At 65.1% G+C, this 22725-nt stretch carries 22 protein-coding genes; 9 read left to right on the top strand and 13 right to left on the bottom strand.

Annotation, left to right across the window (positions count from 1 at the left end; all coding sequences use genetic code 11):
• Window positions 1-109: 109 nt before the first annotated feature.
• A complete protein-coding gene (locus AC0L2J_RS17195) occupies window positions 110-325 on the top strand; it encodes a hypothetical protein (RefSeq protein WP_007613701.1) in 216 nt (71 codons plus the stop codon).
• Window positions 326-429: 104 nt separating this feature from the next.
• Window positions 430-1392: a D-2-hydroxyacid dehydrogenase family protein gene (locus tag AC0L2J_RS17200; RefSeq protein ID WP_473392335.1), complete on the top strand. Its 963-nt coding sequence runs from the start codon at window positions 430-432 to the stop codon at window positions 1390-1392.
• A 4-nt stretch (window positions 1393-1396) separates the two neighbouring features.
• On the opposite strand, the gene AC0L2J_RS17205 is transcribed toward AC0L2J_RS17200, so the two are convergent.
• The 3 genes from AC0L2J_RS17205 to AC0L2J_RS17215 all read right to left on the bottom strand — a co-directional run bounded on the left by AC0L2J_RS17205 (window position 1397) and on the right by AC0L2J_RS17215 (window position 4129).
• Window positions 1397-2365, bottom strand: a complete 969-nt coding sequence (locus tag AC0L2J_RS17205) for an NAD-dependent epimerase/dehydratase family protein (RefSeq protein WP_473392337.1) — start codon at window positions 2363-2365, stop codon at window positions 1397-1399.
• Window positions 2366-2696: 331 nt separating this feature from the next.
• A complete protein-coding gene (locus AC0L2J_RS17210) occupies window positions 2697-3806 on the bottom strand; it encodes a L,D-transpeptidase (RefSeq protein WP_473392341.1) in 1110 nt (369 codons plus the stop codon).
• Window positions 3807-4006: 200 nt separating this feature from the next.
• Complete coding sequence (locus AC0L2J_RS17215) at window positions 4007-4129, bottom strand: hypothetical protein (protein ID WP_473392345.1); 123 nt, start codon at window positions 4127-4129, stop codon at window positions 4007-4009.
• On the opposite strand from AC0L2J_RS17215, the gene AC0L2J_RS17220 reads away from it, so the two are divergent.
• The gene (locus tag AC0L2J_RS17220) at window positions 4128-4970 is read left to right on the top strand and encodes a hypothetical protein (RefSeq protein WP_473392349.1); all 843 of its coding nucleotides are present in this window, start codon (window positions 4128-4130) and stop codon (window positions 4968-4970) included. The genes AC0L2J_RS17215 and AC0L2J_RS17220 overlap by 2 nt on opposite strands.
• 2 nt (window positions 4971-4972) lie before the next feature.
• Here AC0L2J_RS17220 and sseA read toward each other — a convergent pair whose 3' ends face one another.
• The 3 genes from sseA to AC0L2J_RS17235 form a co-directional block, all read right to left on the bottom strand.
• Complete coding sequence (gene sseA, locus AC0L2J_RS17225; RefSeq protein ID WP_473392353.1) at window positions 4973-5827, bottom strand: 3-mercaptopyruvate sulfurtransferase; 855 nt, start codon at window positions 5825-5827, stop codon at window positions 4973-4975.
• Window positions 5828-5990: 163 nt separating this feature from the next.
• Entirely contained in the window at window positions 5991-6404 is a 414-nt protein-coding gene (locus tag AC0L2J_RS17230; protein WP_018454122.1) for a rhodanese-like domain-containing protein, read from the bottom strand.
• 131 nt (window positions 6405-6535) lie between these two features.
• A complete protein-coding gene (locus AC0L2J_RS17235; protein WP_007613710.1) occupies window positions 6536-7711 on the bottom strand; it encodes a vWA domain-containing protein in 1176 nt (391 codons plus the stop codon).
• Window positions 7712-7834: 123 nt separating this feature from the next.
• On the opposite strand from AC0L2J_RS17235, the gene AC0L2J_RS17240 reads away from it, so the two are divergent.
• Both AC0L2J_RS17240 and AC0L2J_RS17245 read left to right on the top strand, forming a co-directional pair.
• Entirely contained in the window at window positions 7835-8080 is a 246-nt protein-coding gene (locus AC0L2J_RS17240) for a GlsB/YeaQ/YmgE family stress response membrane protein (RefSeq protein ID WP_007613712.1), read from the top strand.
• 92 nt (window positions 8081-8172) lie between these two features.
• Entirely contained in the window at window positions 8173-9015 is an 843-nt protein-coding gene (locus AC0L2J_RS17245; RefSeq protein WP_007600695.1) for an AAA family ATPase, read from the top strand.
• 942 nt (window positions 9016-9957) lie between these two features.
• Here the strand turns inward: AC0L2J_RS17245 and AC0L2J_RS17250 are convergent.
• The 4 genes from AC0L2J_RS17250 to AC0L2J_RS17265 form a co-directional block, all read right to left on the bottom strand.
• Window positions 9958-11604, bottom strand: a complete 1647-nt coding sequence (locus AC0L2J_RS17250) for a GMC family oxidoreductase (RefSeq protein ID WP_473392357.1) — start codon at window positions 11602-11604, stop codon at window positions 9958-9960.
• Between the two features lie 16 nt (window positions 11605-11620).
• Window positions 11621-12214 carry a GNAT family N-acetyltransferase gene (locus tag AC0L2J_RS17255; RefSeq protein WP_007613716.1) on the bottom strand — a complete coding sequence of 198 codons (594 nt, stop codon included), beginning with the start codon at window positions 12212-12214 and terminating at the stop codon, window positions 11621-11623.
• 199 nt (window positions 12215-12413) lie between these two features.
• A complete protein-coding gene (locus tag AC0L2J_RS17260; protein ID WP_473392364.1) occupies window positions 12414-13340 on the bottom strand; it encodes an SMP-30/gluconolactonase/LRE family protein in 927 nt (308 codons plus the stop codon).
• A 134-nt stretch (window positions 13341-13474) separates the two neighbouring features.
• Window positions 13475-14308: a GyrI-like domain-containing protein gene (locus AC0L2J_RS17265; RefSeq protein WP_473392366.1), complete on the bottom strand. Its 834-nt coding sequence runs from the start codon at window positions 14306-14308 to the stop codon at window positions 13475-13477.
• A 178-nt stretch (window positions 14309-14486) separates the two neighbouring features.
• Here AC0L2J_RS17265 and AC0L2J_RS17270 point away from each other — a divergent pair, with 178 nt between their 5' ends.
• Window positions 14487-15590, top strand: coding sequence for a mandelate racemase/muconate lactonizing enzyme family protein (locus AC0L2J_RS17270; protein WP_473392368.1), 1104 nt, complete (start codon window positions 14487-14489; stop codon window positions 15588-15590).
• 9 nt (window positions 15591-15599) lie between these two features.
• On the opposite strand, the gene AC0L2J_RS17275 is transcribed toward AC0L2J_RS17270, so the two are convergent.
• Window positions 15600-15956, bottom strand: coding sequence for a hypothetical protein (locus AC0L2J_RS17275; RefSeq protein ID WP_063995155.1), 357 nt, complete (start codon window positions 15954-15956; stop codon window positions 15600-15602).
• 181 nt (window positions 15957-16137) lie between these two features.
• On the opposite strand from AC0L2J_RS17275, the gene AC0L2J_RS17280 reads away from it, so the two are divergent.
• Window positions 16138-16362 carry a hypothetical protein gene (locus AC0L2J_RS17280; protein ID WP_007595594.1) on the top strand — a complete coding sequence of 75 codons (225 nt, stop codon included), beginning with the start codon at window positions 16138-16140 and terminating at the stop codon, window positions 16360-16362.
• A 276-nt stretch (window positions 16363-16638) separates the two neighbouring features.
• On the opposite strand, the gene AC0L2J_RS17285 is transcribed toward AC0L2J_RS17280, so the two are convergent.
• Entirely contained in the window at window positions 16639-17295 is a 657-nt protein-coding gene (locus tag AC0L2J_RS17285) for a glutathione S-transferase family protein (protein WP_007613727.1), read from the bottom strand.
• A 169-nt stretch (window positions 17296-17464) separates the two neighbouring features.
• Between AC0L2J_RS17285 and AC0L2J_RS17290 the strand changes: the two genes are divergently transcribed.
• The gene (locus tag AC0L2J_RS17290) at window positions 17465-18688 is read left to right on the top strand and encodes a polyhydroxyalkanoate depolymerase (RefSeq protein ID WP_084777503.1); all 1224 of its coding nucleotides are present in this window, start codon (window positions 17465-17467) and stop codon (window positions 18686-18688) included.
• 10 nt (window positions 18689-18698) lie between these two features.
• Here AC0L2J_RS17290 and AC0L2J_RS17295 read toward each other — a convergent pair whose 3' ends face one another.
• Window positions 18699-20567 (bottom strand): ABC transporter ATP-binding protein, encoded by a 1869-nt coding sequence (locus tag AC0L2J_RS17295; protein WP_007613731.1) that lies wholly within the window; start codon window positions 20565-20567, stop codon window positions 18699-18701.
• A gap of 194 nt (window positions 20568-20761) precedes the next feature.
• Between AC0L2J_RS17295 and AC0L2J_RS17300 the strand changes: the two genes are divergently transcribed.
• Window positions 20762-22348, top strand: coding sequence for a DHA2 family efflux MFS transporter permease subunit (locus AC0L2J_RS17300; RefSeq protein ID WP_275173904.1), 1587 nt, complete (start codon window positions 20762-20764; stop codon window positions 22346-22348).
• The last annotated feature ends 377 nt before the right edge of the window (window positions 22349-22725 follow it).

Consider the following 22725-nt stretch of genomic DNA (forward strand, 5'->3'; position numbering starts at 1 on the left):
TCGATCCGGACAATTGAAACCATCTTTTAATAAATCAGGCCAAAGCTCGGTTTCGCGCGGAAACAGCGCCACCCGCTCAGAATGAACGGGAGCACAGCGAGACAGCGTCATGGCCATGATCGAGACCAATTCCCTTCCCGTTCCGGTGGAAGCCGGCAGCGCCTCCGCGTTCGCCTCGGAGATCAAGGGCTTCTGGAAGCGCTTCTTCGCCACCGCTTTCAACCCCTACCGGCCCGAACTGCATTACATGCGCGGCCCCGGCCCCGCCTGGCGCGCCAAGCACGGCATGAATGCGCCGTTCCGGCTCAAGCCCCGCGACCTCTGAGCCTTTACCACCTGTCGGATTTTTGAAGACGCGAACGGCTTGCGCACGGTCCTGATTGCGCGCAACCATGGCCTGGTTCCACCTCTCGCCATGGATGAACGCTGATGACGCGGCTGCGCTGTGCAATTCTCGACGACTATTTCAACCTCGCCCTCGACGTCGCCGACTGGCAAAGCCTGTCCGACCGCATCGACGTCACCGTGTTCAGCCATCCCTTCGCCTCCGAGCAGGCTGCGGCGAGCGCGCTGGCCGACTTCGATATCGTCTGCGCGATGCGCGAGCGCACCGCGTTCCCCAAGAGCCTGTTCGAGAGCCTGCCGAAGCTGAAGCTGCTGCTGACATCAGGCATGCGCAACGCCTCGATCGACATGGAGGCCGCCAAGGCGCGGGGCGTCACGATCGGCGGCACGCAATATTCGCGCGATCCGACCGCGCCCCTCACCATGGGCCTGATCCTGGAACTGACCCGCGGCATCGGCCGCGAGAACGCGCGCATGCATGCGGGCGAGCCCTGGCAGGCCTTTGCCGGCGTCGAGATCGAGGGCTTGACGCTCGGCGTCGTCGGGCTCGGCAAGCTCGGCAGCAAGATGGCGGGCATTGCGAAGGCGTTCGGCATGAACGTGATCGCCTGGAGCCCGAACCTGACCCCGGAGAAGTGCGCGGCCGCCGGCGTCGGCTACGCCACCAAGGAGGAGCTGTTCGCCAAGGCCGATATCGTCAGCATCCATGTGGTGCTGAGCGAACGCTCCCGCGGGCTGATCGGGGCTGCCGACCTCGCGCGGATGAAACCGACGGCCTTCCTCGTCAACACCGCGCGCGGGCCGATCGTGGACGAGCAGGCGCTGCTCGAGGCGTTGCAGCAGAAGAGGATTGCAGGCGCCGGCATCGACGTGTTCTCGGTCGAGCCGCTGCCGACGAACCATCCGTTCCGCAAGCTCGACAATCTCGTGCTGACGCCGCATCTCGGCTACGCCACCGAGGACGGCTTGCGCATCCATTACGGCCAGATGGTCGAGGCGATCGACGCCTTCACCAAGGGCGGCGAGCTGCCGCGGAAGCTGGCCTGAAGCCTCAGGCCGCCGAGCGGTGACTGGTGGGCTGCCGTGCCGCGTCGGCAAAGCCGTCGCGCCAGGAGGCATGCGCCGGCAGCCAGCCGAGCTCGCGCTTGGCCTTGCCGTTGGAGGCTCCACGCACCTCCGTCATCATCGCAACCATATGCTCGCCTGCGAGCAGGCGCCCGAGCCAGGCGGGAATGTGACGCGGCGGCTTGGCACCGAGCAATTCGGCCAGCGCGGGCAACCAATCCTTCACCTGCGCCGGATGATCGTCGACGATATTGTAGATACTGCCCGCGCGCCCGCGTTCGAGCGCGGCAAGCGTGGCAGAGGCGGCATCTTCGGTGTGAATGAACGACCACGTGCCGCCGCCATCGCCGATCACGGGCACACGCCGGTGGCGCAGCTGGTCGATCATCGCCGGCGAGAGCGTGCCGGTGCCCGGTCCATAGAAGAATCCATAGCGCAGCACGATGCCCTCCGGCGACGTCGAAGCGGTGACGCTTCGCTCCAGATACCGGATTGCCTCGAGCGTGCGTCGCAGCTCTCGCGGCGGATGTGGGTCGAGCTCATCGGTCTCGGTCTTCACCGTTCCCCCGGCGCGACTGAAGATCCAGCCGCAGAAGCTTTGCGCGATGAAGCGCCTGGCGCCGGCCTCGCGTGCGGCGTTGAGCAGAATGTCGGTTCCGCGGGTGCGGAGCTCGTTGGTTCGCGCGAAGGCCCGATCGAAATGACGGAGATCGGTGGCGGCCGCGAGATCTGTCATCTGGTGGATGACGGCGTCGGGCTGTGCCGCAATCACCGCAGCGCGCATGCTGTCGGCATCGAGGCCGTCGGCAACGACCGGCTCCGCACCCAATCGCCGCACAAGCTCTGTTTTTGCCGCATTCCGTGTCGTGCCGATCACGGAATGACCCGCGGCGACCAGCGCCGGAACAAGATACTGACCGACCGCGCCGGTCGCGCCCGCAACAAAGATGCGCATCCTGTGCTCCTCAATTCGTTGCAATCCTCCCGGACGTAATCGAGGTGCGGAGCCGTTCAAGGAGGCATGCGCAAGCGAGACATGCGCGCATGCGTCAAATGATGACGGGGGGGGGGGGGGGGGGGGGCGCGCGGGGGGGGGGGGGGGGTTTGGGGGGGGGGGGGGGGGCGCGGGGGGGGGGGGGGGGGGGGGGGCGCCCCCCCCCCCGGGGCGGGCCGCCCCGCCCCCCCCCCCCCCCCCCCCCCCCCCCCGCGCGCTCCCCCCCCCCCCCCCCCCCCCCCCCCCCCCCCCCCCCCCCCCCCGTCATCAGATCAATTCTTGCGAGGCCGATTCAGCGCACGGTGACGGGCGCGGGCAGCGGCGGCACCACCGTCGGCTGGGTGCCTCCGACCGGGCCAGCCTGTGCAGCCATCGGAGCGGGCCCGGCAGCGCCGGGCATGGGCGCGGCGGATGCGGTCGCAGTTCCCGGCGGCGGACCACCCGGCATCACGACCACGCGGGTGCCGACCTTGACGCGATCGAACAGGTCGGAGACGTCCTCGTTCAGCATGCCGATGCAGCCGGAGGACACGAACTTGCCGATGGTCGAGGGCTGGTTGGTGCCGTGGATGCGGTAGACGGTCGAGCCGAGATACATCGCGCGGGCGCCGAGCGGATTGCCGGGACCGCCGGCCATGAAGCGCGGCAGATAGGGCTGGCGCTCGATCATCTCGGTCGGCGGATGCCAATCCGGCCACTCGGCCTTGCGCGTGATCTTCTGCACGCCGGTCCAGGTGAAGCCGTCGCGGCCGACGCGGACGCCGTAGCGAATCGCACGGCCATTGCCGAGCACGTAATAGAGGTAGGTATTCGGGGTATCGACGATGAGTGTTCCGGCCGGCTCCTTGGTCACCAGCGAGACCTCCTGGCGGCGCAGGTTCTGCGGCAGCTGCGCCGGAGCGGCGTCAGGCTGCTCCTCGGGCGGCAGCGAGGCGATCGCCATCGGCCGGCCGTCGGCACCCGCGGGCGGCTGCCCGGCCTGGACCGTTCCGGTCGCGCCGGGACCACCGACTGCCTCCGGCGGACGCAGGCCGTCACTGCCGGGCGCTTGATCCGGACGATCGGCGTAGATCACCGCGGGCGGGCCGGCGGGGCGGCCGTAGCGCGGATCGTCGGGCGACATCACCGGACCCTGCGGCGGCGCGGCGGAATACACCGGGGGAGCGCCGGGCGGACGGCCGTAGCGCGGATCCGGGCCGGGCGGCGGCAGCGCTGCCTGCGGCATCGAATCGTCTTCATCGTCCAGTGCGTCGAAACTCGGCGCGCGGTCGCCGGGCCGATATTCGGCCGGCGCGCCATAGCTCGGCGCCTGCTGGACCGGATAGCTCTGGGCCTGTGCGAGCGAGGTTCCCGCCGCAGCGACTGTTGCGGCAGCGCATATCGTCAGAAAATGTTTGATCATCATCGCTCTTGTATAGTCCCCGGGCCCCGTCCGGACCGTTAACGGCCACATGACCGAAGATAGCGGCACATTCAAGACACTACAGGCGGATTTGTGCCTGATTTGCCAATTTGTGATCCGCAAGACTACCGTTGCCTCCTTGCATCAGGGGACGAAAATCAGTCCCTGCCTGAGATCGCCGGAGTCGCCGGCTCCGTTTTTTACGGAACGGCGCGGAATCGTTGCGGTATGTTCGAATCAGCCTGATTCGCCTCCGCTTTGAGCTTCATCCCCCGCGTGGCGAACGCGGCAAGCAGTACCGTCACCGCGTTCAGATGGCTCATGGGCCCTGGCCACTTCGCCGCCGGGGCGGAAATTCGCAATCCCTCGATGCTTCCCGGCTTTCGCTTCCTGTTTGCCGCGATCCTGCTGTCAGCCTCCATCCTGGTATTCGGCCTGGGCGCCGCCGCGCTGCTGCGGGCGAGCCACGAGCAGTATGTCAGCAACCCCTCCTGGCGGAATGGTCCGCAGGAGCAGGTGTTTGCACAAGCTCCCGAGCCGGCCCAGCCGGTGCTCGCGGTCCTCCGCGCCGAGCCGGAGGCCGCCACCGATCCGACGCCGTCGCTGCGCGATCAAGTCCCGACCATCACGCTGCCGATGAGCGAGCCCGAGCCGGTCGTCATGGTGACAACCGAGACCGACGGTCAGCCGCAGGTCGTTGCACCTCCGGCTGACGTCCCGGCCGAACCGGCCAATGTCGAGGCCAAGGCCGAGACGACGACGGACGCCGCGGCGCCAGCCTCAAGCAACACGCTTACTCCGGCCGACGCCAGCGCATCCATCGCCGAGGCCAAGCCCGTTTCGATCGCTCTCACGAGCAAACCAACACCTGCCGTCCCCAGCGCAGCCTCGGCTTCGTCCAGGTTCGACATGGCGAGCGCGAAGTTCGCCGCATTGAACGACCCGGCGACCACGGCCTGGAAGGGTCCGCCGGCGAAGGTCAAGGCCGACTCTAAGGCCGACAGCAGTTCGCCGGAGAGCAAGGCGACCAAGCCGCGGGCGCATCGGGTGAAGAAGCGCCGCCGCATTGTCAGGCGTCCGCCGCCGCCGGTTCAGCAACTCGATGCGTTCGGACAACCGCAACCCACGCTCGCCGCAACGACGACCGCGCGCGCACATCAGTAGGGTTACGCCGGCCCCGTTGCGATCGCCGGTCCCTTTTCCTGCCCCCATTCCGACCATGAGCCGTCGTAGAGCGCGGTGTCGGTGATGCCGAGGCGATAGAGCGCCAGCGTCAGCACGCCGGCAGAGACCCCGGAGCCGCAGCTCGTCACGATCGGCGCATCGAGCTTGACGCCGGCGTTGGTGAAGGCAACGCGGAGATCATCGAGCGGCTTCATCGTGCCGGTCGCGGCGTCGAACAGGAGATTGTAGGGCACGTTGCGCGCGCCCGGGATATGGCCGGAGCGGATGCCTGCGCGTGGCTCCGGCGCTCGGCCCTCGAACCGGTCGGCGGCGCGCGCATCGATCACCTGCTCGGCACGGCTTTCGACGTTGGCGATCAATTGCTGCATGCTGCGCACGCGTTTGGAATCGTAGCTCGCCTTGAATGTCGCCGGCTTCGGCTTTGTCTCGCCGCTCTCGACCGGACGCCCCTCGGCGCGCCACTTCTTCAGGCCGCCATTGAGGATGCGCACATTGCCGTGGCCGAAAGCCAGGAACATCCACCACGCGCGGGGAGCAGCGACCCAGCCGCCGGCATCGTAGATCACGACGGTGTCGGCATTGGAGATGCCGAGATGACCCACGTCGCGACCGAACTGCTCGGCGCTCGGATACATGTGCGGCAGCGGGTTGGAATGGTCGGACACCGCGTCGACGTCGAAGAACACCGCGCCAGGCAGATGCGCGGCGAGATAGTCATCCTTTGGCAGCGGCAGCACGCCCGGCAGCTTGAAGCTGGCATCGAGCACCTTGACGTTGGCATCGTCGATGTGGGCGGCGAGCCATTCGGTGGAGACGAGGGGATCGGTGGCGGTCATTGCATGCTCCGGCAGTTGTCTCAGTCGTCATGGCCGGGCTTGTCCCGGCCATCCACGTTCTTCTTCGCGACAAAGACGTGGATGCCCGGGTCATCTAGCGCGAAGACGCGCTTCGCGCTTTTGCCCGAGCATGACGGAGTGTGTGGTGAGAGAGGTATTCATCTCACCCCTTCTTCTTCGGCTCCCACTGTTGGGTCGGCCCGCCGGCGTCGCGCCAGGCGGCGTAGCCGCCGGCGATGTGGGCGACGGGCTTGAGGCCCATGTCCTGCGCGGTCTTGGCGGCGAGCGCGGAGCGCAAGCCGCCGGCGCAATGGAACACGAATTTCTTATCCTCCTGGAACACCGGCTTCGCATAAGGGCTCTGCGGATCGATCCAGAATTCGAGCATGCCGCGGGTGCAGGCGAACGCGCCGGGAATGCGACCGTCGCGCTCGATCTCGCGGGGATCGCGGATATCGACGATGACGACGTCGCCGTTCTTCGAGATCTCGATGGCATCCTTGGCGGTGAGCGTCTCGATCTCGGCATTGGCCTCGTCGATCAGCGCCTTGATGCCGCGGGTGATGGTCTGGGGCATGGTCTTCCCTTCTTCTCTTCCGTCGTTCCGGGGCGATCGCGAAGCGAGCGAACCCGGAACCTCGATCGGCATCAACAACTGCGAGATTCCGGGTTCGCGCTGCGCGCGCCCCGGAATGACGGCGTGTGTGGCTAGTGCGTCAATTCCTTCATCGCACCTTCCAGCCCCTCGATCGTGATTGGATACATGCGGTTGGCGAAGATGCGTTTGATGATCGTGGTGGACTCCGAATAGTCCCAGTGCTTCTGCTGCACGGGGTTGAGCCACACCGAATGCGGATAGGTGCGGATGATGCGGTCGAGCCAGACCGAGCCGGGCTCCTCGTTGACGTGCTCGACCGACCCGCCGGGCACCATGATCTCGTAAGGCGACATCGAGGCGTCGCCGACGAACACGATCTTGTAGTCGTGCGGGTATTTGTGCAGCACGTCCCAGGTCGGCGTGCGATCGGTGAAGCGGCGCTTGTTCTGCTTCCACACGCCTTCATAGAGGCAGTTGTGGAAGTAGAAATACTCCATATGCTTAAACTCGCTCTTCGCCGCCGAGAACAACTCCTCGACCTGCTCGATATGCGCGTCCATCGAGCCGCCGATGTCGAAGAACACCAGCAGCTTCACCGCGTTGCGCCGCTCGGGCCGCATGTGCACGTCGAGATAGCCGTGATTGGCGGTCTCGCGGATGGTGGTATCGAGATCGAGCTCGTCCGGCGCGCCAGTGCGCGCGAATTTGCGCAGGCGCCGCAGCGCCACCTTGATGTTGCGGATGCCGAGCTCGACATTGCCGTCGAGATCCTTGAACTCGCGCTTGTCCCACACCTTCACGGCGCGGTTGTTGCGGTTTTTCTCCTGGCCGATGCGAACGCCTTCGGGATTGTAGCCATGGGCGCCGAACGGCGAGGTGCCCGCCGTGCCGATCCACTTGCTTCCGCCCTGATGGCGGCCCTTCTGCTCCTCGAGGCGTTTCTTCAGGGTCTCCATGAGCTTGTCCCAGCCCATGGCCTCGATCTGCTTCTTCTCGTCTTCCGTCAGGTACTTTTCGGCGAGCTTCTTCAGCCACTCTTCGGGGATCTCGGCCCCTTCCATGGCGTCGAGCAGGCTTTCCAGCCCCTTGAAGACGGTGCCGAAGACGCGGTCGAACTTGTCGAGGTTGCGCTCGTCTTTCACCAGCGAGGTGCGCGAGAGATAGTAGAAATTCTCGACCGAATAGTCCGCGAGGTCAGCGTCGAGCGCCTCCATCAGCGTGAGGTATTCGCGCAGCGTCACGGGGACCTGCGCATCGCGCAGAGAAGTGAAGAATTGCAGGAACATGGGTGACAGATTGCCCGTCGGGGGGCGAACGTCAAGGGGCGGAGGCCACGGCTCTGCGCTGGACCGGGAGGGTTTTTGCTCTAGAATTGGCGGTCTCACGGGGTTGTTTTGGGGACGTTTGCAATGGGAATTCTCGCAGCGCTCATCATTGGCGCTATCGCAGGCTGGCTTGCCGGCAAGATTGTCCATGGGGCGGGATTTGGGCTGATCGGCAACATCGTCGTCGGCATCATCGGTGCACTTGTGGCCAGCTGGATTCTGCCTCAGCTGCATATCCAGCTCGCAACGGGCACGGTCGGGGCCATCGTGGATGCCACGATCGGCGCGGTGATTGTGCTCGTCATCCTTTCGCTGATAAAACGGGTCTGAAAGCCTGACCGAACCAGGAACGGCCGCCATGCGCGGCCGTTCCCATGTCGCGACCGGGGCACCGCCGGGACGACGACCAACAAGGACGCGCGATGAAATTTACCGGCACCAAGGACTATGTTGCGACCGACGATCTCAAGGTCGCGGTCAACGCCTCGATCGTGCTGGAGCGCCCGCTGCTCATCAAGGGCGAGCCCGGCACCGGCAAGACGGTGCTGGCGGAGGAAGTGGCGAAAGCGCTGAACGCCCCGCTTCTGACCTGGCACATCAAGTCCACGACCAAGGCACAGCAAGGCCTCTACGAATACGACGCGGTGTCGCGCCTGCGCGACAGCCAGCTCGGCGATGCCCGCGTGTCCGACATCAAGAACTACATCAAGCGCGGCAAGCTGTGGGATGCCTTCACCGCCGAGCAGCGCCCGGTGCTGCTGATCGACGAGATCGACAAGGCCGACATCGAATTCCCGAACGATCTTTTGCTCGAGCTCGACCGCATGGAATTCCATGTCTACGAGACCGGCGAGACGATCAAGGCCAAGCAGCGCCCGATCATGATGATCACCTCCAACAACGAGAAGGAGCTGCCCGACGCGTTCCTGCGCCGCTGCTTTTTCCACTACATCAAGTTCCCCGATGCCGACACCATGACCCGGATCGTCGACGTCCATTTTCCCGGCATCAAGAAGCGGCTGGTCGAGGAAGCCTTGCGCATCTTCTTCGAGGTCCGCGAGGTGCCCGGTCTGAAGAAGAAGCCGTCCACCTCCGAGCTGCTCGACTGGCTCAAGCTGCTGCTCAACGAAGACATGAGCGTCGAGCAGCTGCGCGAACGCGACCCGCGCAAGCTGATCCCGCCGCTGCACGGCGCGCTGCTCAAGAACGAGCAAGATGTGCATCTGTTCGAGCGACTCGCGTTCTTGAGCCGGAGGGAAGTGTAGGTTCGAGCGCACTCCGCGTTGCGGGCGAGGCAATCGGCCATATCAACCGGTGTCGTCCTGGCGAAGGCCAGGACCCATACCGCGTGATCTATCCATAAAACTCCGGCGCCAGTACCGCCCACCAAACCCCTCCCTGGGGTAATGGGTCCTGGCTTTCGCCAGGACGACGGTGGTGAAGCATCACGCTTCAACACACCCGCATCCTAAATCGCAGACACGCCTTCGCATCCTCGCGGCGCATTCGCCCGAGCTATGCTCTCTCCGTCACCCCTTTGACAAAGAGGGTGCAGGGAAGGCCGGGTGCCGGCTGGCACCCACGGTCCGCTGTGCGCATGTAGCGCAAAAGGACTGCACAGCGGCATACAGGCGAAGCCCAACACACGGCCTTCCCTGCGCAATGGTCGGACGGCTTATGCCGTGCTCTCCCGGGAGCCGAACTTTCCTTCTGGCCTCCCTCGCCCCGCGAATTGACGATGCCGTCCGCCCGGTTGGGCTCGCGCACATCTCCGCAAAGGCTTGACCGTAGCAACGACGGCCAGGACCACACGGTTTTGCCGTACGCAGCTCATCCGGCTCCGCCAAGAGGCTTCGCCGGACTTCGGCGCCGCTCGTCCGCACGAAGCCTCGGGCTCACAGGGACTACCCGCCCTGCCCGCGCCTCTCGCGCACGACGCTGCTGCGTCCACCGCAACCCGGCCCGCGTTTCGAACGACTCGCGAACCGCCCCTCTTCGTCGGGCCGGGCTGTTTCGATCTATGCCGTAATTCCGAATTTCGGTAAAGTGGAATATTTTTGCGAGGAGGGATTGACGGGGTGGCGGGGTGTTTTGCCCGACGGGCAGCCGTAGGATGGGTAGAGCGCAGCGAAACCCATCAAACTCTTCCCGCGAACGCCGCAAGACGATGGGTTTCGCTTTCGCTCTACCTATCTCCTACGCCACACTCACGCTACCGCCGCATCCGGCACGCGCGCGGCTTCCATCGGCTGCTTGCCGCGGATCAGGTCCGAGGCGCGGTCGGCGATCATCATGGTCGACGCATTCAAATTCGCCGAGATCATGCGCGGCATCACGGAGGCGTCGATGACGCGCAGGCCTTGCAACCCGTGGACGCGGAGCTGGTCGTCGACCACCGCCCAGGTGGAATCCGCCGGGCCCATGCGGCAGGTGCAGCCGGGGTGGAAGGTGGTGGTGCCGCGCTCGGTGGCGGCGGCCAGGAACTCGTCGTCGGTGTTGATGTCAGGACCCGGGAAATCCTCGTAGGCGTAATAGGGCGACAGCGGCGCGCTCTTCAAAAGCTTGCGCGCGAGCTTCATGCCACCGACGATGACCCGGCGGTCGAGCTCGGCGTCGAGATAATTGGTCTGGATGATCGGCGGCGCGAATGGATCTGCCGAGCGGATGCGGACATAGCCGCGACTCTCGGGGCGCTGCTGCCAGGAGGCCACCGTCATGCCGGGCTCGTCCTCGAGCTGGCCCTGCACGCCTTCCTTGTAGCTCGCCGGCGTGAAGGTGAGCTGCAAATCGGAGCTTTCCGCGCTCTCGCCGGAATGCCAGAAACAGTAGACCATGGTCGGCGACAGCGACAGCAGGCCTTTGCGCGCAGTCGCCCATTTCATCGCCTCGACCCAGAGACGCCAGCCGCGGCGAAGCTCGTTGATGGTCCTGATGTCCTTGACGCGCGCCACCGTGCGCGGGGCGTAATGATCCTGCAGGCCCTCGCCGACCGGAAGCGCGTGACGCACGGCGATGCCGTGGGCGCTGAGCAAATCAGGCGAGCCGATGCCGGAGAGCTGCAAGAGCTGCGGCGAATTATAGGTGCCGCCGGACAGGATCACCTCCTTGTTGGCGCGGACCTCGACCGGCGTGCCGCCAGAGCCGCCCTTCATGTAGCGCACGCCGACGGCGCGCTTGCCCTCGAAGATGATCTCGGTCGCGTGCGCGTGGGTGTGGACATGCACGTTCGGCCGCTTCATCGCGGGCTTGAGGAACGCGGTGGCGCCGGAGACGCGCAGGCCCTTGTCGATGGTGCGCTGGCAGTAGGAGACGCCTTCCTGGGTCTTGCCGTTGTAGTCGGGGTTGCGGGGAATGCCGAGCGAGACCGCGCCTTCCATGAAGGCTTCGCAAAGCGGATCGCGCCAGTTCATGGTGGTGACGGTGAGATTGCCGTCGCGGCCGCGGTAAACGTCCTCGCCCTCGCCGACCCGTTTCTCCAGCCGCCGGAAGTAGGGCAGCACGTCAGCATAGCCCCAGCCGCGATTGCCCATCTGCGCCCAGGTGTCGAAATCCATGCGCTGGCCGCGATTGTAGATATGGCCGTTGATCGAGGACGAGCCGCCGAGCGTCTTGCCGCGGGGCGCGTAGATGCTGCGCCCGCCGGTCCAGGGCCCGACCTCCTGCTGGTAGGCCCAGTTGATGCTCTTCATGTGGAAGGTCTTGATGAAGCCCGCCGGCAGATGGATGTAGGGATGCCAGTCGCTCGGGCCCGCCTCGAGCACGCAGATGCTGGTAGCAGGGTCTTCGCTCAGCCGGCTGGTGAGCACGCAACCGGCGGAGCCCGCGCCGACGATCACATAATCAAATCTGTCCATGGTGCCTCGGCCGCCTCTAGCGCGGCTTGTCGTTGAGTTGATAATTCAAATGCGTTCGCACCGTCGGCCATTCGGCGGCGGTGATGCTGTAGACCACCGTGTCGCGCAGCGTGCCGTTCGGCGCGACCTGGTGGCTGCGCAGGATGCCGTCCTGCTTGGCGCCCAGGCGCTCGATGGCGCGGCGGCTCTGGTGATTGAAGAAATGCGTGCGGAATTCCACCGCGATGCAGTCCAGGGTCTCGAAGGCATGGGTGAGCAGCAGCAGCTTGCACTGCGTGTTGAGCGGGCCGCGCTGCGCGCCCTTGCCATACCAGGTCGAGCCGATCTCGACCCGGCGGTTGGCGGCATCGATGTTCATGTAGGTCGTCATGCCCACGATCTTGCCGCTGCCATCGAACACGGTGAAGGGGAGCATCGAGCCCGCGGCCTGAAGACCGAGCCGGCGGTCGATTTCCTTGCCCATGTTGTCCGGCGTCGGAATCGCGGTGTACCAGATGGTGGAGAGCTCGCCGTCCTTCACGGCCTCGACCAGCCCCTCACGGTGCTGATGCGACAGCGGCTCCAGACCGGCATGCTGTCCGCGCAGGGTGATGGGATCAGGCCAGGGCATCGAATATCTCTCCTTGCGTCATTGCGAGCGAAGCGAAGCAATCCATGCTGTCAGCTCCTCATCCTGAGGAGCGCGGCACGCGCGTCTCGAAGGATGAAGGCCCCGCTGGTGGCCTCGCCCTTCGAGACGCGCGCAAAGGGCGCGCTCCTCAGGGTGAGGGTCTGCCGGATTGCTTCGCTTCTCGCAATGACGGATTGGCTCACTTGTTCAGGAAATTCAACGGCAAACCGCTGCGCGGCCAGTCCATGGCGATCAGCTCGCCCTTGCCTGAGAGCGTGATGTAGGCGGTCTTCAGCTCGGGGCCGCCGAAGGCGATGTTGGTGGTGACGCGGTCGCCGGTCGGGATCTGCTCGACCAAGGTACCATCAGGCGCGATCACCGAGATGCAGCCGGAGACGAGGGTGGCGACGCAGACATTGCCGTTCGCTTCGACGGCGAGCGAGTCGAACATCTGGTAGCCGCCGAGGCCGCAGATCGGTTTGCCCCGCTCGCCGCGATAGATCACGTCGCGCGGCTTGAGCGTGCCGGGCGCGGAGAGCTCGTAGGCCCAGAGCCGGCCCGTCGGCGTCTCCGCGATGTAGACGGTGGTCTCGTCGGGCGACAAGCCGATGCCGTTCGCCGGCAACACGCCATGGACGATTTCGACGATCTCCTTCATGCCGGGCTTGAGATAGTACATGCCGCCGACGTCCATCTCGCGCGCGCGGCGCTTACCGAGATCGGAGAACCAGAGGCCGCCCTGCTTGTCGAACACCAGATCGTTGGGCCCGCGCAGATCGTGCTCGCCGCAACGCGTCACGACGGTTTCGATCTGGCCGGATTGCAGATCGACGCGCTGGATCGAGCCGCCGAGATAATCGTCGGGCTGCGGGCCCGGCATGATCATGTTGCGCGTCGGGATCCAGGAGAAGCCGCCATTGTTGCAGATGTAGATCTTGCCGTCGGGGCCGAGGGCCGCGCCGTTCGGGCCGCCCGGAATCTTCGCGACCATCTCCTTGCGCCCGTCGGGATGGATTCGGGTCAGGCGCTGGCCGCGAATTTCCACCAGCACCACCGAGCCGTCCGGCATCACGACCGGCCCTTCGGGAAATTCGAGGTCGGTGGCGAGAACGCGGACGTTGGACATGTGGGACCCTCCCGGCTGCTTCTTATGACTTGCACGGGATGTCCGGCACGGGCCCCACACGCAAGATTGCCTGTGGTTATGACAAAGTCGCCGGGGCTTGCCAAGCAAGCGGGATGGTATGCCAGCGTTGCGCGCTAATCTCGCACGGGTATCCAAATTTCCAGGCCGCCATTGCCGGTGGCGGGATCAAATTGCTCGTCGTAGCGCTCGAAGTTCGGCGCATCGGCCGCCTTCAGGCCGGAGGCCGGCAGCCACTGATTCCAGATCGCGTTGACGGTGCGCCTGATCGAGGCGACGTGGTCGGCGTGGGTGAACACCGCATAGCGCTGCTCGGGGATCCGGATACGGCCGAAGCGGCGCGGCAGCTCGGAGAAATCGGCGACCTCGACGCCGGCGATGTAGTCGAAATTGCCGGCATCGTCGCCGTTGCAGCAGACGCCATAGGCGACCGGTCCAACGCGCGCGGGAATGTCGGCGACCTCCTGGTGGAAGCGCTGCCACAGTCCAGGAATGGCCGCGCCGTTGTCGCAGGAGATGCGCTCGTTGATACCCGCGACGAGAAAGGCCTTTGTGGTTTCGAAGCGCGGGGTGGCGAGCTTGTCGGAGATGGTTGAGTCCATGAGGATCGGCTCCTGAAGCCTGAGATGGCCGGTGCATTGCGCGGCCCGCACCGCCTCGGGCGTGGTGCCGAACTGGTCGCGGAACGCGCGGGTGAATGCTTCGTGCGAGCCGTAATCCGCCTCGAGCGCCAGCGACAGGATATCCGGCGCGCCGTTCGCAAGACTGCGCGCCGCCTCGGTCAGCCGCCGCGCGCGCACGTACCGCATCACCGGCAGGCCGGCGGCTGCGGCAAACGCGCGCACGATGTGGAACCGCGACACGCCCGATATCGCAGCGATCTCATCGAGCGTCATCGGCTCGGCCAGATGGCTCTCGACATACCAGAGCGCGCGCTGGGCTGGGTTCACGGCGTTTCTCGTTCGAAGCGCGACCATGATGCACCGAAGTCCGCGGGTTTCGCTTGATCGGTGTTGCGGTCCCGCAAGATGATAACGCCGGACCAGCCACTGGCAACGTCCGGGCGTTCATGGCTACACTCGGGGGCGTCCTTGAAACCGCTCACGAGAAAGCAGGAGGAACGGCGACATGAAGATCACCGATGTGCGGGCGCACCATATCCGCATCCCCTATGACGCCGGTGTCGCGAGCTTCCGTCAGGGCGCCTCCGCCATCACCGCGCTCGACATGGTGATGGTCGAGGTCAGCACCGACGCCGGGTTGACCGGCTGGGGCGATGCCTTCGCCTATGTCTGCCCCCGCACCACGCGCAGTGCCGTCGAGGAAATGATCGCACCGCAGGCCCGCGGGCTGGAGGTTCCCGATGCCGCCGGCATTCCCGCGTTGATGGAGCAGATCCAGCGCAATCTGCATCTGTTCGGGCGTTACGGCATCACCATGTTCGCGATCTCCGGGCTCGACATCGCGCTGTGGGACCTCGCCGCCAAGGTCAAGGGCGTGCCGCTGCACCGCCTGCTCGGCGGCACCAGGCGCCCGGCCATTCCGGCCTATGCGAGCCTGTTGCGGATCGGTTCGCCCGACAGCATCGCCGCCGAATGCAAGAAGGCGCTGGCGCTCGGCTATGGGGCCATCAAGCTGCACGAGACCACGGCGCCGGCGGTGTTTGCCGCGCGCGCGGCGATCGGGCCCGGCATTCCGCTGATGGTGGACATGAACTGCCCGCTGTCAGGCGAGCAGGCGATCGCGTTCGCCAGGACATGCCGGGACGCGCAGCCGATGTTCCTGGAGGAGCCGGTCTGGCCGCCGGAGGATTTTGCGGCGCTCGCCGAGGTCCGCAGCAAGGGCGAACTCGACGTCGCCGCCGGCGAGAACGCCTGCACGGAATATCAATTCCGCCAGATGATGGAGGCGGGCGCGGTCAGCCACGCCCAGCCGTCGGTGATCAAGGTCGGCGGCATCACGGAATTTCTGAAGGTTGCGGCGCTCGCAGATCGGCTCGGCGTCAAGATCGTTCCGCACTCTCCGTATTTCGGCCCCGGCCTGCTGGCGACCTTGCATCTCCTGGCGGGGCGCGACGACGGGTTGGTCGAGATGTTTTACCTGAAACGCGAGGCCTGCCTGTGGGGCGGCCGCGCCGACGTCGATGCCACCGGCCATGTCCCGGTGCCGACCGGACCCGGACTTGGCTATGAGCCCGACCGCAGCGTGATGGAGCGATATCGCGTCGCCTGAGCGCGGCGCCTATTTCGCCGCATCCTTCGCCGGTGGCGCATCCTGCTTCTTCTTCACATCCTCCGCGGTCTTCGCCTGCGCGGCCTGGAGATCGCCGAGCGTCTTCTGCAATCCGGCCACGGTCGTCTTCAACGCATCGATCTGGCGAGCCGCGGCGTCCAGCTTTTGCTGGTGATCGAGGTTCAGCTTGGTGATCGTCTTCTGGAGGAAGTCGACGTTGCTCTGGAGGCAGCTGGTGCGGCGCTCCATGGTCTTCTCGACGGTGCAGATCTCGATGCCGGGCACGTCCTGCGCGCGGACCGGCGCAATCGCCAGCGTGGCGAGCAGTGGCATCGCGAAACAGACGCCGGCGCTTCGAAGCAGCATGCAGGTTCCTCGTCAAATCAATCACGGCAATGTGCGCTTTTTGCACGCGGCCTGTCGAGGCTACCACACTCGCACCGCATTCTCGCGTTGAGCTTGCAGCTGTTCCCTCGGACGGGGAGCGATGATCTGCACGCGGAGGAATTGGGCGCTCCTTCCGCGGCTTTGTTTAGGGGAGTTTTTGATGGCAACGCGCGACAGACGACTGGCGGAATTCGACGGCGCCGGAGAACCGCCGCCTGGCCTTGCAGTCGAAGTGCTGTGCGAGGACCACAGCGGGACCTATCAGCTGCCGTTCGCCTGCCGCTATGTCGAGGGACGATGGCAGAACCACACGGCCGGTGTCGCAGTCGAAGCTACCGTCATCGGCTGGCGCGTCCCGCGCATGAAGCATTCAGGCGTGGCCTGAGCACTGATTTGTCTCAAAATGCAACGGGGCCGCGTCCCGCCTTAACCTTCGGAACGCGGCCCGAACGAATCACGTCCGAATCAGCCGCAGGGGCCCGTACGCGCCTGTTCACGGCTAGATGTCGCAACTGGCCACCAGGCGCACACAATATCTGCGCAGCGCCTGAGCAGGGCCAGCCGGCCACCGGCGTCAAAAGTTAACGGCTTCAATGACATGACCGCTGGGTGCGACGGTTGGATGCTCGCTCCCAAAACAGGCAGATGGCACCCGGCCTGCCTAATATTCGACCTCAAGCTCCTCGATCTCGGCCGGCTCGTCCCTTGCCGCCGCGATCCATTCCTTCATCTCCGGCATGGCCATGATGGTATCGGCATAGGCCTGCAGCTGCGGCTCAAGCTTGACGTTATAGGTCACGAAGCGCGTCACCACGGGGGCGTACATCGCGTCAGCCATGGTGCGGGTCTCGCCGAACAGGAAGGGCCCGCCCGATTTGTCCAGGCAGTCGCGCCAGATCGCCCAGACGCGATCGATGTCCGCCTGCGCGCGCGACCAGATCTTGAAGCCGGGGAAGTGCCCCTTCAAATTGACCGGCAGCGAGGCGCGCAAGGTGGTGAAGCCTGAATGGATTTCGCCGCAGATCGAGCGGCAATGCGCGCGCTGAACGCGATCCCTAGGCAACAGCCCGGCATCCGGCATCGCCTCGTTGAGATATTCGGCGATCGCCAGCGTATCCCACACGATCGCACCGTCGTGCCGCAGGCATGGCACCAGGATCGACGACGACAACAGCAGGATTTCGGCGCGCGCCGACGCGTCGTCCGGGGCGGTGACGATCTCCTCGAAATCGAGCCCGGAAAATTTCGTCAGCAGCCAGCCACGCAGCGACCAGGACGAATAGTTCTTGCTGCTGATGGTCAGTGTCGCCTTCGCCATGTGGCCTTCCCTCACGCCTGTGACTCGCACCCCGCCCGGACTGCAGGGGTGCGCACCGCCTGTGCTTCCCACGAAGACAGCAGCAAGCGACGTGCCAATCTCGAGGGCAGCCCATCCCGGGTTTGGCTTCGATATTGCATAGCAGCACGGGACAGGTGGGCGTTTCAGTATGATGTCGATGTATTATCAGGCCTTTCAGAACCATATGGACCTGACGGCGCCGTGGCGGTCGGGAGCTTCGTCCGCGCTCAAATTCCTCAATCTGGTGCCGCAGGGCTTATCGGATCAGGTCGTCGGCCGGCTGTCGGCCGCGCTGGAGCTGATCTCCCGCTCCACCCTCACCTATCACCGCCCCGCCTACGGCATCGACAGCGTCATGGTCGGCAATCGCGAGGTCGCCGTGACCGAGGAGATCGCTTACGCGACCCCGTTCGGCTCGCTGCTGCGCTTCAAGAAGGAGGGCGTGGGCGAGCAGCCGCGCATGCTGCTGGTGGCGCCGATGTCCGGCCATTTCGCGACGCTGCTGCGCGGTACCGTGAAGACGCTGCTCCAGGACCACGACGTCTACATCACCGACTGGCACAATCCGCGCGACATTCCCCGCAGCGAGGGCCGTTTCGGGCTCGACGACTACACCGAGCATCTCATCGACTTCCTCGGCCAACTGGGCCCGCGCCCGCATATGGTCGCGATCTGCCAGCCCTCGGTCTCTGCACTCGCGGCCGCCGCGATCATGTGCGAGGGCAACCATCCTTCGCGACCGGCGACGCTGACGCTGATGGCCGGCCCGATCGACACGCGCATCCAGCCGACCAGGGTCAACGAATTCGCCAAGAGCAGGCCGATCGACTGGTTCGAGCAGAACCTGATCAACTACGTGCCGATGCAGTGCCGCGGTGCCTTGCGGAAAGTCTATCCCGGCTTCGTGCAACTCACCGCCTTCGTCTCGATGAATCTCGAGCGCCACATCAAGCAGCACATCGATCTCGCCGATCACATCGCCAAGGGCGAGAAGGAGAAGGCGGCCAGCATCAAGACCTTCTACGACGAATATTTCGCCGTGATGGACCTGCCGGCGGAATTCTACATCGAAACCGTGCGCGACGTGTTCCAGGAGCATCTTCTGCCCCAGGGCAAGCTGATGCATCGGGGACGTCCGGTGAACACCAAGGCGGTCAGCCGCATGGGGCTGATGACGGTGGAGGGCGAGAAGGACGACATCTGCTCGATCGGCCAGACGCTGGCCGCGCAAGACCTCTGCACCGGCGTGCGCGCCTATCGCCGCGTCCACCACATGCAGGCCGGCGTCGGCCATTACGGCGTGTTCTCGGGCAAGCGCTGGAACAACGAAATCTACCCGCTGCTGCGGGATTTCGTGCACGTGAACTCCTGAAGCGCTTGCCTCAGACCGACCATTCCTCGCCCCAGACCTGGACGACGTGGCCCGGCGACACCTCGCGATATTGCCGAACCGGCGGCTGGTAGTCGGGCGCGCGCACCGGGCTTCTGATCTCGTCGTTCGCTACCTCGCGCCTGGTGCCGCGGCGCGCTGGATCGGGCACCGGCACGGCCGCCATCAGTTTCTTCGTATAGGGATGCTGCGGATTGCCGAACAAGGCCGCGCGCGGACCGGTCTCGACGATCTCGCCGAGATACATCACCGCGACGCGATGGCTCATGCGCTCGACCACCGCGATATCGTGGGAAATGAAGAGATAGGCAAGTCCCATGCTGGCCTGAAGGTCCAGCATCAGATTGACGACCTGCGCCTTGACCGAAACGTCGAGCGCCGAGACCGCTTCGTCCGCGACGATCAGCTTCGGTCCGAGCGCAAGCGCGCGGGCAATGCAGATGCGCTGGCGCTGGCCACCGGAGAATTCGTGCGGAAAGCGCGCGGCCATGTCGGCGGTGAGACCCACGCGATCGAGCAGATCGGCGACCCTCTCCCGCGCCTGCGACGCCGAGGCGAGCCCGTTGGCGAGCAATGGGGCCGCAATCGCCGTTCCCACCGACATGCGCGGGTTGAGGCTCGCGAACGGATCCTGAAACACGATCTGCATCTGCTTGCGAAAGTCGCGCAGGGTGCGGGCATTCATCGCCAGCACATCCTGCCCGTCGATCAGAACGGTGCCGCTGTCCGGCTCCGTCAGCTTGAGAATGGAGCGGCCCGTCGTCGACTTGCCGCAGCCGGATTCGCCAACCAGCGCCAGCGTCTCCCCGGCGCGCAAGGAGAAGGAGATGTTCTCGACCGCATGGACGCGGCCCGAGACCTTGCCGAACAGGCCCGAGCGGATTGGAAAGCGCGTCGTGAGGTTGGAGACTTCGAGCAGCGGTCGCTCGGCAATCGAAACCGTATCGGGCGTCTCCGCCGGCTCGTCCGAAGTCCCCGTCGCCTTGTCGACGATCGGAAAGCGCATCGGCCGCGTCCGCCCGTCCATCGAGCCGAGGCGCGGCACGGCCGCGAGTAATGACCTTGTATAGGGATGCGACGGCGTTGCGAAGATGCGCGTGGTCGCGTCGGTCTCCACCGCCTGGCCGCCGTACATCACCACGGTGCGATCCGCGATCTCGGCCACCACGCCCATGTCGTGGGTGATGAAGAGGATCGACATCTCCTCTTCCTGTTGAAGCTCCTTCAGAAGCTCCAGGATCTGGGCCTGGATCGTGACGTCGAGCGCTGTGGTCGGCTCGTCCGCGATCAGCAGCCTCGGCTTGCAGGCCAGCGCCATCGCGATCATCACGCGCTGGCGCATGCCGCCGGAGAAACGATGCGGATGCTCGTGGAAGCGCGATTTTGCAGCGGGGATGCGAACACGATCGAGCAAGCGGATGGTCTCGGCCTCCGCCGCCGCGCGCGACAGACCGCGGTGCTGGATCAGTGCTTCCGCAATCTGGAAGCCGATGGTCAGCACCGGATTGAGGCTCGTCATCGGCTCCTGGAAGATCATGGCGATTTCGTTGCCACGAACATCCTTCATGCTCGCTTCGGGCAGCGTCAGCAGGTCGCGACCGGCAAGCCGGACGCTGCCTTCGACCCGGCCGTTCTCCTTCGGAATGAGCCGCATGATCGAGAGCGCGGTGACGCTCTTGCCCGAACCGGACTCGCCGACGATCGCCACGGTTTCCCGCGAGGCAATATCGAACGACACGTCGCGGACGACGGGACTCCATTGCCGTTCGCGCATGAAGGACGTCGTCAGGCCGGAAACCGACAGCACCGGCGACTGCGCGTTGGCAGCGACCTGCTCGGATGCATTTGCGCCGATGCTCATGCGAAAAATCCCGCGCATGCCCCAGCCGAGGTGCGCCCCCTCCCCCGCTTGCGGGGGAGGGTTGGGGAGAGGGTGCTTCCACCAGCGAGGCCCCCCAAGAGGAGAGAGCCCTCACCCGGCGCTGCGCGCCGACCTCTCCCGCAAGCGGGAGAGGTGCACCAACCCCGCGGCTTGCAGCGATCAGAGCTGACACCATGGCGAACGCCACGACCGCTTCACCTGCCATGATGGCGGACCCCGCTTCGGAGCGCATCGCGCCGAAGCGGCTGTTCGCTTTCATCATCATGGTGTTCGGGATGTTCATGTCGATCCTGGACATCCAGATCGTCTCGGCATCCCTGAGTGAAATCCAGGCCGGCCTGTCGGCAAGCTCCAGCGAGGTCTCCTGGGTCCAGACCGCCTATCTGATCGCCGAAGTGATCGCGATTCCGCTGTCGGGATTTTTGTCGCGCGCCTTCGGCACGCGGCTATTGTTCGCGATCTCGGCGGCCGGCTTTACCGCATCGAGCCTGCTCTGCGGCTTCGCCACCACCATCGAGGAGATGATCCTCTGGCGCGCGCTGCAAGGTTTTCTCGGCGCCGGCATGATCCCGACGGTGTTCGCCTCGGCCTATACCGTTTTCCCACGCACCAAATTCCACATCGTCGGTCCGATCATCGGGCTCGTCGCGACGCTGGCGCCGACCATCGGACCGACCGTCGGCGGCTACATCACCGACCTGATGTCCTGGAACTGGTTGTTCTTCATCAACATCGTGCCCGGCATCGGTATCACCATCGGCGTGCTGGCGCTGGTCGATTTCGACGAGCCGCATTTCGAATTGCTCGATCGTTTCGACTGGTGGGGGCTGCTGTTCATGGCCGGCTTCCTGGGCACGCTGGAATACGTGCTGGAGGAGGGCCCGCAATATGAATGGATGCAGGACCCCTCGGTCGCGATCTGCGCCTGGATCTGCGGCATCTCGGCGATCGCCTTCTTCTGGCGCGTCTTCACCGCGGCCGAGCCGATCGTCAATTTGCGCACCTTTTCCAACCGCAATTTCGCGATCGGCTGCGTCCTTCAGTTCTGCATCGGCATCGGCCTCTACGGCCTGACCTACATCTATCCGCGCTATCTCGCCGAAGTGCGCGGCTATAGCGCGCTGATGATCGGCGAGACCATGTTCGTCTCGGGCATCACCATGTTCCTGGTCGCGCCGGTGGTCGGCCGTCTCATGGCGAAGTACGACATGCGCTACATGATCGCGTTCGGGCTCGTCGTGTTCGCGCTCGGCTCCTACCAGATGACCTGGATCACGCGCGACTACGATTTCTACGAGCTGTTGATTCCGCAGATCCTGCGCGGCATCGGCATGATGTTCGCGATGGTGCCGACCAACAACATCGCGCTCGGCACGCTCGCGCCGGACCGGGTGAAGAACGCCTCGGGCCTCTTCAACCTGATGCGCAATCTCGGTGGCGCCGTTGGTCTCGCCGTCATCAACACCGTGCTCAACGACCGCACCGACCTGCACATCACGCGCCTGCAGGAGCGCGTGACCTGGGGCAACGCGACCGCGACCGAAACTCTGACCATGTTCATGCAGAAGTTCCAGGGGCTCGGCGATTCCACGCTGATGGCGATGAAGCAGCTCAGCCAACTCGTGCATCGCCAGGCCGTGGTGATGAGCTTCGGCGATGCTTTCTTCATCCTGACGCTGTTCTATCTCGGCCTCACCCTGCTCGTCACACTGTTGAAGAGGCCGGCCTCGCCGTTCGGCGCCAGCGGCGACGCGCATTAAGCCAGCCACTTATTCGGTGTCATCGCCCGCGAAGGCAGGCGATCCAGTATTCCGAGAAGGCTGTGATGGAGCCGAGGCGCCGCGGCGTACTGGATGCCCGCCTTCGCGGGCATGACGGTGGGGATTGAGCCGGCGGCGACGCGGGCCAAGGCACCTCGGACCAATTTGCAACACTCGTGCGTGATCTCGCGCGAGCCCCGTTGCAAATCACCAATGACACATCTATAAAGCGCAGCTCATTCCATCGAACCGGGAGGATTTGCATGATTTCGTCGCATTCGCAGATCGCACGCCCGCGCTCGATGATGTTCTGGCTCGGTATGTGCTCGGCCTCCTAGAGGCCTCTTCCGCCAGCTTCGATTGGGCTTTCAGTCCGG

The organism is Bradyrhizobium sp. MV1.5, assembly GCF_055807615.1.

Excerpts from the sequence above, each read along its gene's own strand:
- AC0L2J_RS17195 (WP_007613701.1), top strand. The coding sequence starts at position 110 with ATGGCCATGATCGAGACCAATTCCCTTCCCGTTCCGGTGGAAGCCGGC.
- AC0L2J_RS17200 (WP_473392335.1), top strand. The coding sequence starts at position 430 with ATGACGCGGCTGCGCTGTGCAATTCTCGACGACTATTTCAACCTCGCC.
- AC0L2J_RS17205 (WP_473392337.1), bottom strand. The coding sequence starts at position 2,365 with ATGCGCATCTTTGTTGCGGGCGCGACCGGCGCGGTCGGTCAGTATCTT.
- AC0L2J_RS17210 (WP_473392341.1), bottom strand. The coding sequence starts at position 3,806 with ATGATCAAACATTTTCTGACGATATGCGCTGCCGCAACAGTCGCTGCG.
- AC0L2J_RS17220 (WP_473392349.1), top strand. The coding sequence starts at position 4,128 with ATGGGCCCTGGCCACTTCGCCGCCGGGGCGGAAATTCGCAATCCCTCG.
- AC0L2J_RS17215 (WP_473392345.1), bottom strand. The coding sequence starts at position 4,129 with ATGAGCCATCTGAACGCGGTGACGGTACTGCTTGCCGCGTTCGCCACG.
- sseA (WP_473392353.1), bottom strand. The coding sequence starts at position 5,827 with ATGACCGCCACCGATCCCCTCGTCTCCACCGAATGGCTCGCCGCCCAC.
- AC0L2J_RS17230 (WP_018454122.1), bottom strand. The coding sequence starts at position 6,404 with ATGCCCCAGACCATCACCCGCGGCATCAAGGCGCTGATCGACGAGGCC.
- AC0L2J_RS17235 (WP_007613710.1), bottom strand. The coding sequence starts at position 7,711 with ATGTTCCTGCAATTCTTCACTTCTCTGCGCGATGCGCAGGTCCCCGTG.
- AC0L2J_RS17240 (WP_007613712.1), top strand. The coding sequence starts at position 7,835 with ATGGGAATTCTCGCAGCGCTCATCATTGGCGCTATCGCAGGCTGGCTT.
- AC0L2J_RS17245 (WP_007600695.1), top strand. The coding sequence starts at position 8,173 with ATGAAATTTACCGGCACCAAGGACTATGTTGCGACCGACGATCTCAAG.
- AC0L2J_RS17250 (WP_473392357.1), bottom strand. The coding sequence starts at position 11,604 with ATGGACAGATTTGATTATGTGATCGTCGGCGCGGGCTCCGCCGGTTGC.
- AC0L2J_RS17255 (WP_007613716.1), bottom strand. The coding sequence starts at position 12,214 with ATGCCCTGGCCTGATCCCATCACCCTGCGCGGACAGCATGCCGGTCTG.
- AC0L2J_RS17260 (WP_473392364.1), bottom strand. The coding sequence starts at position 13,340 with ATGTCCAACGTCCGCGTTCTCGCCACCGACCTCGAATTTCCCGAAGGG.
- AC0L2J_RS17270 (WP_473392368.1), top strand. The coding sequence starts at position 14,487 with ATGAAGATCACCGATGTGCGGGCGCACCATATCCGCATCCCCTATGAC.
- AC0L2J_RS17275 (WP_063995155.1), bottom strand. The coding sequence starts at position 15,956 with ATGCTGCTTCGAAGCGCCGGCGTCTGTTTCGCGATGCCACTGCTCGCC.
- AC0L2J_RS17280 (WP_007595594.1), top strand. The coding sequence starts at position 16,138 with ATGGCAACGCGCGACAGACGACTGGCGGAATTCGACGGCGCCGGAGAA.
- AC0L2J_RS17285 (WP_007613727.1), bottom strand. The coding sequence starts at position 17,295 with ATGGCGAAGGCGACACTGACCATCAGCAGCAAGAACTATTCGTCCTGG.
- AC0L2J_RS17290 (WP_084777503.1), top strand. The coding sequence starts at position 17,465 with ATGATGTCGATGTATTATCAGGCCTTTCAGAACCATATGGACCTGACG.
- AC0L2J_RS17295 (WP_007613731.1), bottom strand. The coding sequence starts at position 20,567 with ATGAGCATCGGCGCAAATGCATCCGAGCAGGTCGCTGCCAACGCGCAG.
- AC0L2J_RS17300 (WP_275173904.1), top strand. The coding sequence starts at position 20,762 with ATGGCGAACGCCACGACCGCTTCACCTGCCATGATGGCGGACCCCGCT.